Genomic DNA, 15,522 nt, shown 5'->3' on the forward strand with positions numbered 1-15,522 from the left:
CATACCCGGCCCTGTAGGTTACCCACCGCACAGCTGTTATCGTTTTTTGCCCGAAATCCTCCCCTTTCTGACCACCATCTCACATCGTCGGCAATCAAATTCCAGTTCGTACTCCCCAGTGTTGTCGGCAAGGCTCAGCGGCTCATGAATTTGGACGCCCTTACCGCCTGCCAGCTTTGGACAGAGACCCAGCTGGGCCTTAATACAGTATCGGGTGGTCATGAGTGCCACATCGTCCTCACCTGCAAGCCCCTCTCTGGCAAAGTCAAAATCCGTCACCCCGTGTCTTCGGTAAAACGCTTCCGCCCTGCTGTTGGTGATATTGTCGAGATAGGTAACCCGAGAAGAAAGCCAAGGGATGTCACTCACCAGAAAGGCACTCTTCTGACGTTGATAGCTGCGCAGCCGTTCCTGCAAGTGTCCGGCAAAAGCAAGCCGTCGGAGTTCGTTTACCTCTGCAGCCCGCACAAAGAGTGCATCGTCAACCTGCACTTTCAGATCCGTCACCTCAAAGACAGTGCCACCGCTTTTGACCATCTGCCGCTCGATAAGGCCTTTACTCATCCCCGGCTGTCTGGCTACTTCTTTTTCACACCGCAACTCCTGCTGCGAACAGATGCCATCCTGATCCTCCAGCAGGCAACGAAGCCCTTCAGCAGTCTCCTCAACCAGCACCTTTACCTGCAGCGAGCGGCACTGCTCACTCGCCTGCAGGTGTTTGATAAAGTCTACATCATGATTGCGGTAGAGTTCCGTGCCCACCGGCGGCGAAATCCGTTCACGATGGAATATTTTATTGCCTTCCACCCGGTTGGCCTTCAAACCTACCAGCAAGCCATCGCTGTTAAAATAGCAAAGACCGTCACCATTATGGAGGACAACAGCGGTTCTGAGAGTGAACGCCCCTTTTTCCGACTTTTCCACTCTGCCGAGCAACTCGCCCAGGGATTTTGAGGTATCCGGCTGACCGGGGGTATTTCTCGGCCCGTTCAAAAAATACTCGGTTCGGCCACGATTAAACGATTTAGCAGGGTCAGGGGTAAAGGCAAAACTGCAGCGACCAGATGAAGCCCGAACCAGCTTGGAATCGTTGTCGATTTCGTTATCGAGCAGTCGCCGATAGTAGGCTGTGACGTTCTTGACATAGTTTATGTCCTTCAGTCTCCCCTCGATCTTGAATGAGCTGACACCGGCCGCAATGAGTTCCGCAAGATGACCCGAAAGATCAAGATCCTTTAACGAGAGAAGATAACGATCTTTTTCCAGTACCCTGCCGGCTGCATCGCGCAGCGTGTACTGGTGACGGCAGAACTGGGCGCACTCGCCGCGATTGGCACTTCGACCGCTGACCATCTCACTGATATAGCACTGACCACTATAGGATACGCAGAGTGCGCCATGGACAAAGCATTCAAGGGGAACGGTTGTGGCCGCCCTGATCTCCCGGATCTCGTCAAGACTCAACTCACGAGCCAGCACCACCTGCTGAAAGCCCACTTGTTCAAGAAACCGTACCTTCTCCACGGTACGGTTATTGGTTTGGGTCGAGGCGTGAAGCGGTATCGGTGGCAAATCGCACTCCAGCAGCCCCATGTCCTGGATAATAAGGGCATCAGCACCAATTTTATACAACTGATGAGCCAAATGGACCGCCTCATCGAGTTCGCGGTCGGTAAAAAGGGTATTGAGTGCAATATAGACTCGGGCCGAAAACTGGTGGGCGTGAACCACCAGTTTCTCGATATCCTGCAGACTATTGCCAGCAGCGGCCCTTGCCCCGAAACGGGGAGCACCGATATACACCGCATCAGCGCCGTGATTGATTGCCGCCATGCCGCAGGCAAGGTCTTTCGCGGGAGCGAGAAGTTCAAGAGGGTGCTGCATACAGAGGCCTAAAAGCCCAGCTCCTCATTGATCAGCACAACCTTGATCCGTCCCTTTGGAAAGGATTTTTCGGTAATCGTCCAGGTATTGCAGATCCGCTGCGGGCTTTTACAGTCTTCACAGTGGCTGGTCTTGACGCAAGGGGTTTTCATATCGAGTCGCATGGTGTTGACCGGTGCAGCATATTCCTTGATGCGGTACATCGCCGCGTTGAGATCGGGAACGATCTTGTTGCGTCCCACCAGAATCACCACCTGTTTGGGGCCAAAAGTAATGGCTGCAACACGGTTGCCGATCATATCAAGGTTCACCAGATGACCGTCTTCAGTAACAGCGTTGGTGCCGCTAATGTAGAAATCGACCAACAGCCCTTGGCGGCGTAGTTCAATCTTCTCCTCAACCGACAGATTGGGCGCATCCGAACGCAGCACCTCGATATCCGTCAGCGTCGCCAGACCGTCATGGAGACCTGCCGCCTTCATGGTCATAGAGCCACCGTAGGCAACACTCTTTGCTCCGCTTTCCGGCAGCAGTTTGTTCATCACCAGCTCGCCGGCTTCCGCCGCAGTGGCGGCCATAAAAACCTCAAAATTGTTTTTTTCGAGTTGTTCTTTCAGCTCGTCGAGCCGGATCTTCCAGTACTCCGCTATCGGTTCGTTCACTACCGTCTCCTTTACCTGTGCAACTTCATTGATACTCCCGCGACAACCTCAAATTTGAGAATGGCAACGAAAAGATCTTCATTAAAACGTCATCACTTCATAACCGAGCCGGGTATAATGTTCGAGTGAAGGATGACCATGCATATCGCTACCCATGAGCAAACCCTGCTCTCTCGCCTCATCATAGGTGCCCATTTTCGTGGCGCAGGCCTTGCAAATACAGGCAATCAACCCTTGCTCCCTGAGCTGCCGATATTGCGCGGCAAAGGGTGTCTCTGGCTTAGCCAGGTCAGTAATCAGTTTGGTGGCAGCGCCTTCAATGATAACCGCTACCTCATAGCCTTTTTCAGCGTAATCGAGGGCATACAACATCACATGGGAAAAACACATCAGCTCACCCTGGTATGCCACAAGCGCAATTTTCTTCATGCTCCCTCCCTTCCTTTCGTCCGTATCGATATCTCTTCCCACCGGCGTTACAGCCGCAGCATAAAGGCCTCGGGATGATGAAAATCGGGCTGTTGTCCCGGATGGGACAGTGCCCAGTAACTTGTTGTGCCATTGCTGTTTTGCAGCACACAGCTCACGCCGATCTCAACCTCGTCTCTGCTCCCGACAAGACCGTCCAGCTGGACAGCGCAATGGAGAGTAAATCTTCCACCCTCCCTTGAGGTCTGGGATTCGAGTTCTGAAACAGCTGCCTCCACTGTCATTCCTGCCCGATAACCAGTGAAATGATAAACATTCCAGTTGCCACTTGGCGAGACATTCAGCTCAAAATATTCGGAGTGTCCGACAACCCGAAAAAAACACTCACAGCAGGTTGCCCGCCACAGCTCATCGCACCGACTCGGCACATCAACCTGGTCGGGGAGAAGCAATAAACCGATATCACCCGACAACTGATAACTGAGTGTGAGGCAGCGGCCATTGCGGGAGACGATCCCGGTTACCGCCAGTTGCCCATCCGCCTCTGTCGAAAAAGGGATGAGTTGAAATGTCGTCGATCGTGCCACGAAGCTTCCCATATAGATGAACAATAATCAGAAATAATGAGCAAGTACAAATGCTACAAAACATGGGCTGCAGTCAGCCATCTATTGTAACAACTGCGCTAAAAACGTGAAGGGGAAAGCGCAAACGCCCTCCCCTTCATCCTGCCACTCGCTCTCACGAAATGCAGCAATACACGTCAGAACATCAACAGTTCTCCAGAACCATGGCCATACCCTGCCCACCGCCAATGCAGAGCGAAGCCAGACCGAGCGAAAGATCTTCACGCTTCATGCGCTGCATCAGGGTCACTAGTATCCGGGTACCGGTACAGCCGATGGGGTGACCAAGGGAAATGCCACTACCCAGCACGTTGGTTTTCTCGATATCGCAGCCGAGTTCGCGCATACAGGCGATGGCCTGGACGGCAAAGGCCTCATTCAGCTCAATACCTGCAAAATCGGAAATGGTGAGCTTATGCTTAGCCATGAGCTTTCGCACCGCAGGGATCGGTCCAAGACCCATGTAGGCCGGATCAAGACCTGCCGTGGAATGCGCCTTGATTTTAACGAGCGGTTTCAACCCCAGCTGTGCTGCTTTCTCAGCAGACATAATCAGCAAAGCTGCTGCCGCATCGTTTAGGCCTGAGGCGTTACCTGCTGTGACAGTACCATCTTTTTTGAAGGCGGGACGTAGTCTGGCCATTTTCTCGGTGCTTGTCTCCATCGGGCGTTCATCAACCTGAAAAAGCAGAGGATCGCCTTTTCGCTGGGGAATGGCCACCGGTACAATCTCATCAGTAAACGCTCCGCCGGCAATCGCTGCCATTGCCCGTTGATGACTGAGCGCACCCAGCTCATCCTGTTCCTGACGGGTGATACCGTAACGGGCCGCGATATTCTCTGCGGTCATACCCATGTGATAGCCGTTGAAAATCTCATAGAGACCGTCATAGACCATCAGGTCAACCATCTGGCCATCGCCCATACGCTGGCCCCAACGGGCGTTAGGCAGTGCGTAGGGAACCCGGCTCATGGATTCCATGCCGCCGGCCAGGATAACCTCGGAATCACCGCAGCGGATAGCCTGGGTGGCAAGTGCCACGGCCTCAATGCCGGAAGCGCAAAGCTTGTTGACGGTGGTTGCGCTGGTTTCTTTTGGAATTCCAGCCCGAATCATTGCCTGTCGGCCAGTATTCTGTCCTTGCCCGGCAGCCAGGACATTGCCCATGATCACCTGATCGACCTCAATGGGCTGCAAAGTCTGATCAAAATCGTTGTATTGCTCTTCAAGAGCAATCCGTCCCTCATCGCGAATCGCCTCTGCAGCAAATTTGCTACACTCCTCGCTGGTCACTGGCCGCAAGCCGGCGGAGCGAAGTGTTTCCTTTAATACTGCCGCGCCAAGATCAACCAGCGGTGTATCCTTCAATGTACCGCCGTAGGCACCAATCGCGGTCCTTTTGCCGCTCACAATCACCACATCACGCATTTTGCTTCCTCCTAACCTTTTGAACCAAGACGCAGACCACCGTGAATGAACACGGTCTCGCCCGCCATGGCCTCGTTTTTATAGAGTTCAGCTACCAGTGAAACCACTTCCTCCGGCTCTATGAGACGGCCGATCGGCACCTGCTCAATAATCTTGCCGATAACCCGCTCGTCCATGTTTTTTACCATTGCGGTTCCGACATAACCAGGAGCAACTGCCATACAGCGGATCTTGTCGGCGAGATTTCGCCGAAAGAATTCGGCCGTCAGTACCTTGGGCATAACCGACATCGCCGCCTTGGACGATGAATAGTTGATCTGGCCGGCGGTACCAAGTGAACCTGTTGACGAAACTAAGCAGATCAGCCCCCTGCAATCATGATTGACCATTTGCTCAACACACTCGCGAACTGTGAGAAAAACCCCGGTCAGGTTGATGTCTATGACTTTTTTGAACTGGTCAAGCGACATTTTCCCGACAACCTTACCTGTCTCACGGTCGGTTTTAATCAAGAGACCATCACCGGTAATCCCTGCAAAAGGGGCCACCAGATTGATTGCGCCAAACCTCTCAATTGCCGTTTTCGCCAGCTTGCTGTTGTCCTCCTCACTGGTCACATCGCAGAGAACAGTCGCCACATCTGCGCTGATCTCCTTCATCTCGCTCTCAGCCGCCAGCAATGCGGCCTCCTGCACATCGGCAATTACCACCTTGCCACCTTCTTTCAGCCAGTATTCCGCCAGAACCCGGCCAATACCACCACTGCCGCCGGTAATAACCGCCACGGAACCTTTTACAGTCAACATAATCTCCTCCACTTTGCTGCCAGTCCGTCACCTTTCAGTTGGCCGAATGACAATAATAAACCTGCATACAATTTGCACTAACCTACTGACATAATAACAAAGACAATCACAACACGGGCAAGCATTCCGCTCCTATGGTGCGTTACGTAAACGACAGTAACAACTTATCATCTTTTTCGCCCGTTTCGTCTCATTCCGCTGAATCAGTAATCCTTTTTTTGCCATACAGACGGATAGTGCAAGGTCCTTGCCATTTACCCAAAGGTGAAACGATAATGCAACCATCTATCAGTGAACTTCAGGCAACACCGGTAACGGCATAATACTTGCTTATGTAAAGTAAGGTATAAGCAGGTTGCTCGGATCAATTTGTATCCGGACAAGTGATATGTAATTCTCCAGGCAGGTGGTAGATCATGAGTTCAAACAACACAATACAGGCAAAGAAGAAAAAAAATAAAGTCATCACCGCAGCTGAAGCTGCCGATGTCGTCCAAAATGGGGATATGATCGCAACTGGCGGTTTTGTCGGCATCGGCTTTGCCGAACAGCTCACTATTGCCCTGGAGAAACGCTTCCTCGCCACCGGACAGCCTCGAAATCTGAGTCTTATCTATGCAGCAGGCCAGGGAGACGGCAAGACCCGCGGCCTCAACCATCTCGGTCACGAGGGCATGGTCGGCCGGGTTGTTGGCGGCCACTGGGGACTTGTGCCTACCCTGCAGAAGCTGGCGGTGGAAAACAAGATCATTGCCTATAACCTGCCCCAAGGTGTGATCTCCACCATGTTTCGCGATATTGCAGCGAAGAAACCACGTACCATCAGCAAGGTAGGCCTTGGAACCTTTGTCGATCCCAGAAATGGCGGCGGCAAGATCAATGAAGCCACCACCGAAGATCTGGTCGAGCTCATCCATTTTGACGGCGACGAATACCTGGCCTACAAGACACTGCCAGTCAATATCGCCCTCATTCGGGGTACGACTGCCGATCCTGACGGCAATATCACTATGGAAAAAGAGGCGTTGACTCTCGAAGTGTTGGCCATTGCCATAGCTGCCCATAACTCAGGCGGAAAGGTAATCGTCCAAGTGGAGCGCATCGCCGAACGTGGTTCACTCAATCCCCGACAGGTGAAGATTCCTGGTATTTTTGTTGATTATGTCGTAGTCGCTGAGCCTGAGAATCACTGGCAGACCTTCGGTGAACGCTACAGCCCGGCCTACAGCAGCGAGATCAAAGTGCCGCTCGAATCACTGCCGCCAATGGAGATGGGGCCACGCAAGATTATTGCCCGCCGCGCCGCCTTTGAACTGCAGGCAGGCGACATCGTGAACCTTGGCATAGGTATGCCGGAGGGCGTTTCTGAAGTGGCAACCGAAGAGGACCTTCTGGACCAGATCGTTCTCACCGCCGAACCCGGCGTGATTGGTGGTATTCCAGCCGGGGGATTAAGTTTTGGAGCTGCGGTCAACAGCGAAGCCATCATCGACCAGCCGTACCAGTTCGATTTTTATGACGGCGGTGGCCTCGACATAACATTCCTGGGAATGGCCCAAACCGATATGCACGGCAATGTCAACGTCAGCAAATTCGGCAGCAAACTCGCGGGTGCGGGCGGTTTTATCAATATAAGTCAAAACGCGGCACGGGTCATCTTCCTCGGAACCTTTACCGCAGGAGGCCTTGAAATCACAATCGACGACGGCAAACTCCACATCGCCCAGGAAGGGAACTGCAGAAAGATCCTGGCCGGCACTGTCGAACACATCACCTTCAGCGGCGAGTATGCGATGAAACGCGGCCAGAAGGTGCTCTATATCACTGAACGCTGTGTTTTCCAGCTGACCAACGAGGGGTTGGAACTGATCGAAATCGCGCCGGGTATAGACCTGAAAAAGGATATTCTCGACCTGATGGATTTCAGCCCGATCATGCACGCTCCACCAAAATTGATGGAACCCCGGATTTTCAAAGCTGGCCCAATGCAGGCTATACAACTGACAGAGTAAGCATCTCCAACCTTTTCTGATCCCGGTTTCAGTTTAACCCGGGATCAGAGAAATCCCATAACGGCTGATCTTCTTATAGAGCAACGTTCGATGAATTCCAAGTATCTCCGCCGCCTTGACCTTATTATATTCTGCAATTTTCAGGGCGTCGACGATGGCACTTTTTTCCGCCTTGGCCACAACATCTTTTAAGAGCGAATGCTGCTCAGGGCTCACAGCCAACTGATTTCGATGCAGGTAAAACGGCAGGTCGGCAGGAGTGATCCGGTCTCCTTCACAGGTTGCCAGGGTCCGCTCAATCACGTTATTGAGCTCCCGCACATTACCCGGCCAATTGTGCCTCACGAGCAACTCCTCTGCTGCAGGTGTGAAGGTGACCTCCCTTCCCGGCGTCCCATCAACGATCTGCTGCAGGATATGGTCAGCCAAAAGTAACACATCACGCCCACGTTCCCGAAGTGGTGGAATATGCAATGGAACAACGTTCAATCGATAATAGAGATCGGAACGAAACGTACCCTTGGCTACCATTTCCTCCAGGTTCTGATTACTGGCTGCAAGCAGTCGAAAGTCGGAACTGATCATCCGGTTGCCTCCCACCCGCTCAAACTCCTTTTCCTCAAGAGCCCGTAAGAGTTTTGGCTGCATCTCCAGAGGCAGGTCGCCAATCTCATCCAAAAAAATCGAACCGGTGTGGGCCAGTTCAAATTTCCCCGGCTTACCAGCTGTTTTGGCCCCGGTGAAGGCCCCTTTGTCGTAGCCAAACAACTCTGATTCAAGGAGATCCTTCGGGATTGCTGCGCAGTTCAATCGGATAAACGGTTTATCTCGACGACTGCTCGCATTATGGATCGACTGGGCAAACAACTCCTTCCCCGTCCCCGATTCACCAGCTATCAACACTGCCAGATTGGTGGAGGCAGCTTTTAATGCCTCGCTTTTCAGCCGCGTCATCGGTTCACTGCTGCCAACAATCGATTCGAAGGTATAACGAGTGGAACGAAGCGAGTTCAATTCCTTCTGATAGAGACGCACCCGCGACTCTAGCTCCGACAGCTTCTGGGCCAACTTCCCCACATCTTTGACATCCTTAAAAATCACCTGGCCGTACACAGCGACAACCCGGCCGTTTTCCTTGATGGGAATACGCTGAACCAGCATATTCTGCCCCTTGATGGATTGGCTCTCATTCATCTCAGCCTTGCCGGTCCGGGCGACAATATGCATTCTGGTATTCTCTACCACCTCAGTAATATGCCGGCCAATCTGCGCTTGCGGGTCCACCCCAAGAAATCGGCCATAGGGACGATTAAAATGGGTTATAACCCCCTCTGCGTCTGTCACACATGCCCCATCATGAATATTCTCAAAGATCAATCTCAGAGCCTTCAGTTGCTGCACCGCCATCTCTAACCCGCGCGAGCTTGACCTCTCTTTGCTGGTGAGTTTCACCTTCTTTTCCATCGCTCCTCCAGGTGCAGCATTTCCACTACATGTATCCGTTTTGCTACACACCATAACAGATCCCCCCACTATGGGCAAGGGTAACAGTCGTCATCCCTCCCTCAATCACTCATGTCCTTCAATGCAAAAAGGCCGCAACCGGATCTACCGGTTGCGGCCTTTCGCATTTCACTTGGAAATTGGTCTAGTCTGTCACTTTCCGTCTATCAACTAGGCCCAAAGAACAACTCAGGCAGATAGGTGACGATGGACGGGAAAAAGAAAAGGATAGCCAATCCCAGCACCTGCAGAAAAACAAAGGGAAGAATGCCCCGGTAGACATGGCCGATGGTATACCCTTCGGGGGCAACGCCCTTGAAATAGAAGAGCGCGTAACCAAACGGCGGGGTCAAAAAGGATGTCTGCAGATTGACGCACATCAGCATGGAGAACCAGAGCGGATTGAACTCAAGTTCCATGGCAATCGGCATGAAGATCGGTACAGTAACCAACAGAATAGCCGCCCAGTCAATAAACATGCCCATGACGAAGACGATGGCCATCATGATGATAAGAACAACATATCTGTTCAAGCCGGAACCGATCAGAACGTCGGCCACAACATCACCGCCGCCCATGGACAGGAATACGGTACTGAAGAATTTACCGCCAACAAAGAGCATCATAACCATGGCGGTAGTGCTCATGGTTGCATACGCCGACTCTTTCATGACCTGCCAGCTGAATTTCCTACTGACAACCGCCAGAATCAACGCGCCGAATGCACCAAGAGCAGCCGCTTCGGTAGGAGTTGCGACACCTGCCAGAATGGTGCCCATAACTGCGAGGATTAGGGCCATCGGCGGGATCAATGACTTCAGAGTCATCATGATCTTTTTGGCAGTGCTATACTTGGAGGCTTCCTCTTTGCTGATTGGCGGCCCAAGCTTCGGGTTGATATTACAGCGGATGAGAATGTAGGCGAAATAGAGGCCGGACAGCAGTAGACCAGGAAGGATCGCAGCGGCAAACAGGTTACCGACCGAGGTCTCTTTCATACCGGTGAGACCACCGTATACGACCATCATGATCGACGGAGGAATGAGGATGCCCAAAGTTCCGGCAGCACAGATAACACCGGCCGACATCTCCATCTGATAGTTCTTTTTCATCAGGGCTGGAGTTGCCAGAAGCCCCATGGCGACAACCGAAGCACCGACAATACCAGTGGTAGCAGCGAAGACGGTACAAACCACAACGACTGCGAGACCCAATCCACCTTTTAAACCACCCAGCACAACATACAGACTCTCGAACAGTTCGTCGGAGACTTTCGAGCGATCGAGCAGCTGCGCCATGAGAATAAAGAGCGGGATGGCAACCAGAACATAGTTTTCCATCAGGCCATACGTGTTATTGGCAAACATATCAAACAAAGCCGGAACGTTCCAGCCATTGTCTATGAGGCCAAAGAGGGTAGCGACCGCCGCCAGGGTATAGGCCAGAGGGTGGCCAAAAGTGATAGCTACAATGAGGGAGGCAAACATTGCCACTGTCATAATTTCCGGGCTCATGATTAGCGCTCCTCTTTAGAAAATAAAATCTGCAGGTCTTTTATAAGATTAGAAAAACCTTGCAGGAGTAAAAAGAAGAAACACAACGCCATCACCATTTTGATCGGGTAGATTGGCGGCTGCCAACTAGTTGAATTTCTTTCCAAAGCCTGTATCGAGGTCCAGGCATACTTGCCAGACGCGACAGTCATACAGATCATTACAGGCATAAATAGTACCAGGGTGGTGAGAGCGCCGATGGCAGCCTGCACCTTTTTCGGAGCCAGGGCAGTAAAGATATCCACCCGTACATGACCACCTCGTACATCGGTATATGAAATACCGAACATATAGTGCATACCATACAGAAATCCGGTCATTTCAAAACCCCAGATAGTTGGGGAGTTGAAGCCGTAGCGCATGAGCACCTCGTACAGAACAACACCAAGCAGAGGTATTATCAGCATTGAAGTAAACTCACCCTGTTTGGTGCTAAACGTATCAATGCCTTTGGCTATTTTTGACAACATCACGGTATCCTTTCCATTGAATCCATTTAAGAAAATCGACCAAACCAGACGGCCCTCCCGGCACTCACCGAAAGGGCCGTGTCCTTAATAAAAGCTGTGGACGATAAGTTCTCCCTTCGCGTTAGGACATCTTCAGGCAGAATTATTCGTGAGTTTTACCAGAGATGAAGGTCTCATATGGCCACGGGGTAGCGCCACCACGAGCTTCACGCCAGATGGCGAATTCTTCCTGGAATGCTTCCTGGCTATCCATGGCTTTCTTCACGTCAGGATACTTGGCTTTCAGTTCATCCACGTAAGCCTTGGTGACTTTCCGGAACTCGATAACGGTGGCCTCATCCATCTGGACGATTTCGATCTTCTCTTTGAACATCTTGATCGCATCGGCGTTCAGCGCGTTAATCCAGTTATATGACCAGGCGTTGGTCTCGGCGGCAGCAATTTTAACGATCCACTTCAGATCGTCAGGCAGTTTGTTCCATGCATCCATATTGAAGAACAGGGCGCACTGGATACCGGGCTGATGAACACCAGGCTGAATGGCAAACTTGGTGATCTCGTCAAAACCCATCGGGTAGTTCATGGCCGGAGAAGAGAACTCGGCGGCGTCAATAACACCACGCTCAAGGGCCAGATATACTTCGCCGCCAGGCAGCGGAGATACGGAAGCGCCAAGCTTATTCAGAATATCCATGTACCAGCCAACGGTACGTACACGCATACCCTTGAAGTCTTCCATTTTGGTGGCGCGCTTATTGGAGAACAGACCCATCTCCTGGCCAAGCTGGCCGCCCGGCAGAGCGTAGAGACCGAACTGTCCGTAGAGCTCCTGCATCAACTCGGTACCGCCTTTCTCCTGCATCCAGATATTGTAACCTTCGCCATCAAGACCGAAAGGTACGGATGCGTAGGCAACGAAGGCCTCATTCTTGCCTTTCCAGTAACCCGGCCAGTCGTGACCTACCTGAGCAGAACCCTTGGAAACAGCATCAAACGACTGCATTGCCGGAACAAGCTCATCAGCGGAGAACACTTTGATATCGAGACGGCCACCAGAAGCAAGGCGAACACTGTCTGCGAAATGCACGGCGACATCATAGAAAAGCAGGCCTTTGGACCACGGCATAACCATCTTCCAGTTGAACTTTTCAGAAGAGGTAGCAACTTTAACGCGTTTAAATTCTTCATGGCGCTTGTCCACACCGAACTTCTCACGCTTGGCCGCATCAGCGGAACCAACGGTCAGACCTACTGCCAGACATGCGGTGATCGCACCAGCAAATAACTTTTTCATGAAACGACTCCTCCTTACTGTTGTTGTGATTGCACACCCTGTTACTCAAGGCACACCTTCATTTGTGGCTGCCACATTATCCCCCGCAGCAACCTGGCGAGAATGTGAACACAGATGACCGCTGCGCTCCATTTCGCCGACACTTTATCTATACACAATGCGTGCCAACATGAATTTTAATCCACATATCATTGATATGACTACACAACATGAAGTTGCAAGAAAACCTGGTTTCCAAAATGACCATTATCAGTCCACAATATCGGATTATATAGAGGAAATTGCTCTGCTATCCCGCGTCTTAACAGCTACTGCCTGATATGCTGCTCCAGGCTCTTTAGCATCCTTCCATCCACCTCTCTTAAGAAACAATGATATATTGGTCTATTAGTCGTGATGGCAATGATGCCCTCCAGAAAATACAAAAACGAGTCCGAAAAATCAGACTAAGATGCTCTCGACTACTCTTTGCTCGTCGGCAGAACAATTGTCTGGATATTACAGGACATACACTTCATGGCATGCCCCCGACAAATGAGACTTCCTCTCAAGTCCCCCATTGGACTACCATTCAGAAACACTGGTTTCTAAATATACGGTTACATGCAATAGGGGCTATCCGGAATTTTATCCTTCTTAAGGAACATCAATAATCTGTATGTGTCTGATCCGCTTGTGGTGTCTTTTTTTCCGGACAAGGGGGAACGGCAAGAACATGCCCCACCGTTTCAATGATGAAGGGAGTATTGCAATGGAAATTATGAGAAGAAATGAAATAATTATGTCTTTGGTATTATGACATATTATTTGATTAACGTATTAGAAAAGCTGCTCAGCAGGAGACTCTCCCACGGCGGCCATCTCAGAACCATATCGGCCGTCGCGGGGAGAATCTTTGAAAGTTTCAACAGAGAAATCGATGTTTCCTAGCTTATCAACTGACACAGCCATCCAGTTGATATCAATATTCAATATACTGATGACATCGGTGCCAGTTAAGCCGGCTCTAGCGGACAACCATTCTTCCGCTACGGAACATACATCGTCTGCCCCTGATACGGTACATTCACTTCGAAACCTTCCTCACGCAAGTGGTCGGCAAAAGCCAGGGTCTGGTCTTCCTCACCATGCACCAGGGCGATTTTTTTGATGTCGAGGTTTGACTCTTTCAGTACCCGCATCAGCTCATCGCGATCACCGTGACCACTGAAGCCGCCAAGCGTCACGACCTTGGCCCGTAGCGGATATTCTTTGTTATAGAACCGTACCAGCGGAGCCTGGCCTTTACGACCATCCGTTTCGTAAGCTTCGGCTTTTTCCTGAATCTGTCGACCAAAAGTGTTGGCGCCCATATAGCCGACAATCAGAATAGTGTTACGCTCGTCATGGATCTTATGCCGCAGGTGATGAAGAACACGGCCTCCCTCACACATGCCTGACCCAGCCAAGACAATATGGGAACGAGTATCCCGGTTCAGGGCCATAGATTCCTCTACCGACTGGACGAAATTGAGGTGCGCAAAGTTGAACGGATTCAAACCGTTCTCCAGAAAGGTAACATGGGTCTCTTCATCGTAGGTTTCCGGATGTTCACCAAAGACGTGCGTCATATTGGTGGCCAGAGGACTATCCACGTAGACCGGCACCCTGGGCACCTCGCCAGCAAGATAGAGCTCATGGAGATAATAAATCACCTCCTGGGTCCGACCAAAGGCAAAGGCGGGAATAATCACGGAACCACCGCGGTCAAAGGTCTCCTGCAGAACCTTTTTCAGCATCGGCTTCATATCCTTGACAGGTTCATGATGCCTGTCGCCATAGGTCGACTCCATGATGAGAAGATCGATATGCCGATGCTCCTCGGCAAATTCCAGGGTCGGATCCTGGATTATCGGCTTATTGAACCGGCCGAGATCGCCGGAGAACATGATGTTTTGGGTTCTGCCGTTACAGGTTTTGCTGATAACGGCCATTGCTGAGCCCAGGATATGTCCGGCGTCATAAAACGTGCAGGTCATGCCTTTGCCGATACTCTCTTCATGGTTATAGGGAATCCCTTCAAAATATTGGAGTGCGTCTTCCGCCTCCTCGATGGTGTACAGCGGCTCCACCACCTCCAGCTGATGTTCGTGTAGAATTTCCAATATTTCCTTGCTGTTCAGACGATGATCACCAGCTTTCAGGATACTTTTAATTTCGGCCATTTCCTCTCTGGAAATCGATCCTTTTCCACCAGTTTTCAATTTAGAAAGAAAATTACGGGCTGTCTTATAATTGAGATAAGAGGCATCACCTTCCTGGATCTGGGCCGAATCCCGTAAGAGGTATTCGCAAGCCCTCGCTGTGGCCCGGGTGCAATAAATATGGCCGCAAAAGCCATCCTTGGTGAGCATCGGGATCCGACCGGAATGGTCAAGATGGGCATGGGATAAGACGATATTGGTGATAGCAGCCGGGTCCACCGGCAACACCCTGTTCTTGGCCTCGGCTTCCTTCCTGCGCCCCTGAAACAGACCGCAGTCCAGAAGAATTCTCTCCTCATCGGTGGTAATGATATGAAACGAACCGGTAACTTCTCGCGTTGCCCCATGAAATGTTACATGCATCTACTGTCCCCCAATAGTGATTATGAACTCGTCGAAAACCGCAAACAATCCGGGAGGCGGGAGACACTCACTCCACGCTACATCCCCGAACATTTGGTGTTTGCAGCTTTTTTATGAAGCTCCCAATGGATACCAACTGTGCGGATAAACAACAAGAGATTTCCCGGTCAGGCTGAATTTCTCAGCTGTTGAGGCCAGGTCGGATTCGAAGTTATTGCCATTGGGCAAGAGCTTTCTCTGCTCAATGA

11 protein-coding genes and 1 pseudogene are annotated in these 15,522 nt (G+C 51.3%); 1 reads left to right on the plus strand and 11 read right to left on the minus strand.

From position 1 onward, the window contains the following. Positions 1 to 36: 36 nt before the first annotated feature. The 6 genes from BUF15_RS00190 to BUF15_RS00215 all read right to left on the minus strand — a co-directional run bounded on the left by BUF15_RS00190 (position 37) and on the right by BUF15_RS00215 (position 5,836). Complete coding sequence (locus BUF15_RS00190; protein WP_073611428.1) at positions 37 to 1,884, minus strand: peptidase U32 family protein; 1,848 nt, start codon at positions 1,882 to 1,884, stop codon at positions 37 to 39. 8 nt (positions 1,885 to 1,892) lie between these two features. Next, positions 1,893 to 2,546 carry a lactate utilization protein gene (locus BUF15_RS00195; protein WP_073611429.1) on the minus strand — a complete coding sequence of 218 codons (654 nt, stop codon included), beginning with the start codon at positions 2,544 to 2,546 and terminating at the stop codon, positions 1,893 to 1,895. Between the two features lie 81 nt (positions 2,547 to 2,627). Then, a complete protein-coding gene (locus BUF15_RS00200) occupies positions 2,628 to 2,975 on the minus strand; it encodes a DsrE family protein (protein ID WP_073611430.1) in 348 nt (115 codons plus the stop codon). A 47-nt stretch (positions 2,976 to 3,022) separates the two neighbouring features. Continuing rightward, positions 3,023 to 3,562 carry a DOMON-like domain-containing protein gene (locus tag BUF15_RS00205; RefSeq protein ID WP_084553270.1) on the minus strand — a complete coding sequence of 180 codons (540 nt, stop codon included), beginning with the start codon at positions 3,560 to 3,562 and terminating at the stop codon, positions 3,023 to 3,025. A 184-nt stretch (positions 3,563 to 3,746) separates the two neighbouring features. After that, positions 3,747 to 5,030 (minus strand): acetyl-CoA C-acetyltransferase, encoded by a 1,284-nt coding sequence (locus tag BUF15_RS00210; protein ID WP_073611432.1) that lies wholly within the window; start codon positions 5,028 to 5,030, stop codon positions 3,747 to 3,749. Between the two features lie 11 nt (positions 5,031 to 5,041). Continuing rightward, positions 5,042 to 5,836, minus strand: coding sequence for an SDR family NAD(P)-dependent oxidoreductase (locus BUF15_RS00215; RefSeq protein ID WP_084553274.1), 795 nt, complete (start codon positions 5,834 to 5,836; stop codon positions 5,042 to 5,044). Between the two features lie 416 nt (positions 5,837 to 6,252). Between BUF15_RS00215 and BUF15_RS00220 the strand changes: the two are divergent. Next, positions 6,253 to 7,824 (plus strand): annotated as a pseudogene (locus BUF15_RS00220) (acyl CoA:acetate/3-ketoacid CoA transferase); the annotation flags it as partial. 57 nt (positions 7,825 to 7,881) lie between these two features. Here BUF15_RS00220 and BUF15_RS00225 read toward each other — a convergent pair. The 5 genes from BUF15_RS00225 to BUF15_RS00250 form a co-directional block, all read right to left on the minus strand. Beyond that, positions 7,882 to 9,312, minus strand: a complete 1,431-nt coding sequence (locus BUF15_RS00225) for a sigma-54 interaction domain-containing protein (RefSeq protein ID WP_073611434.1) — start codon at positions 9,310 to 9,312, stop codon at positions 7,882 to 7,884. 206 nt (positions 9,313 to 9,518) lie between these two features. Then, on the minus strand, positions 9,519 to 10,865 hold the full coding sequence (locus BUF15_RS00230; protein ID WP_073611435.1) for a TRAP transporter large permease: 1,347 nt from the start codon (positions 10,863 to 10,865) through the stop codon (positions 9,519 to 9,521). Positions 10,866 to 10,867: 2 nt separating this feature from the next. Continuing rightward, entirely contained in the window at positions 10,868 to 11,374 is a 507-nt protein-coding gene (locus BUF15_RS00235) for a TRAP transporter small permease subunit (RefSeq protein WP_073611436.1), read from the minus strand. 142 nt (positions 11,375 to 11,516) lie between these two features. Next, entirely contained in the window at positions 11,517 to 12,668 is a 1,152-nt protein-coding gene (locus BUF15_RS00240) for a TRAP transporter substrate-binding protein (RefSeq protein ID WP_073611437.1), read from the minus strand. Positions 12,669 to 13,696: 1,028 nt separating this feature from the next. Further along, positions 13,697 to 15,274, minus strand: a complete 1,578-nt coding sequence (locus tag BUF15_RS00250) for an MBL fold metallo-hydrolase RNA specificity domain-containing protein (RefSeq protein WP_073611439.1) — start codon at positions 15,272 to 15,274, stop codon at positions 13,697 to 13,699. Positions 15,275 to 15,522: the final 248 nt, after the last annotated feature.

Origin of the sequence: Desulfopila aestuarii DSM 18488, from assembly GCF_900143695.1 — a bacterium.
GTDB lineage: Bacteria > Desulfobacterota > Desulfobulbia > Desulfobulbales > Desulfocapsaceae > Desulfopila > Desulfopila aestuarii.

Bases quoted from the DNA above. Each gene is read 5' to 3' on its own strand.
- BUF15_RS00190 (WP_073611428.1), bottom strand. From the start codon at position 1,884: ATGCAGCACCCTCTTGAACTTCTCGCTCCCGCGAAAGACCTTGCCTGC.
- BUF15_RS00200 (WP_073611430.1), bottom strand. From the start codon at position 2,975: ATGAAGAAAATTGCGCTTGTGGCATACCAGGGTGAGCTGATGTGTTTT.
- BUF15_RS00210 (WP_073611432.1), bottom strand. From the start codon at position 5,030: ATGCGTGATGTGGTGATTGTGAGCGGCAAAAGGACCGCGATTGGTGCC.
- BUF15_RS00215 (WP_084553274.1), bottom strand. From the start codon at position 5,836: ATGTTGACTGTAAAAGGTTCCGTGGCGGTTATTACCGGCGGCAGTGGT.
- BUF15_RS00225 (WP_073611434.1), bottom strand. From the start codon at position 9,312: ATGGAAAAGAAGGTGAAACTCACCAGCAAAGAGAGGTCAAGCTCGCGC.
- BUF15_RS00230 (WP_073611435.1), bottom strand. From the start codon at position 10,865: ATGAGCCCGGAAATTATGACAGTGGCAATGTTTGCCTCCCTCATTGTA.
- BUF15_RS00235 (WP_073611436.1), bottom strand. From the start codon at position 11,374: ATGTTGTCAAAAATAGCCAAAGGCATTGATACGTTTAGCACCAAACAG.
- BUF15_RS00240 (WP_073611437.1), bottom strand. From the start codon at position 12,668: ATGAAAAAGTTATTTGCTGGTGCGATCACCGCATGTCTGGCAGTAGGT.
- BUF15_RS00250 (WP_073611439.1), bottom strand. From the start codon at position 15,274: ATGCATGTAACATTTCATGGGGCAACGCGAGAAGTTACCGGTTCGTTT.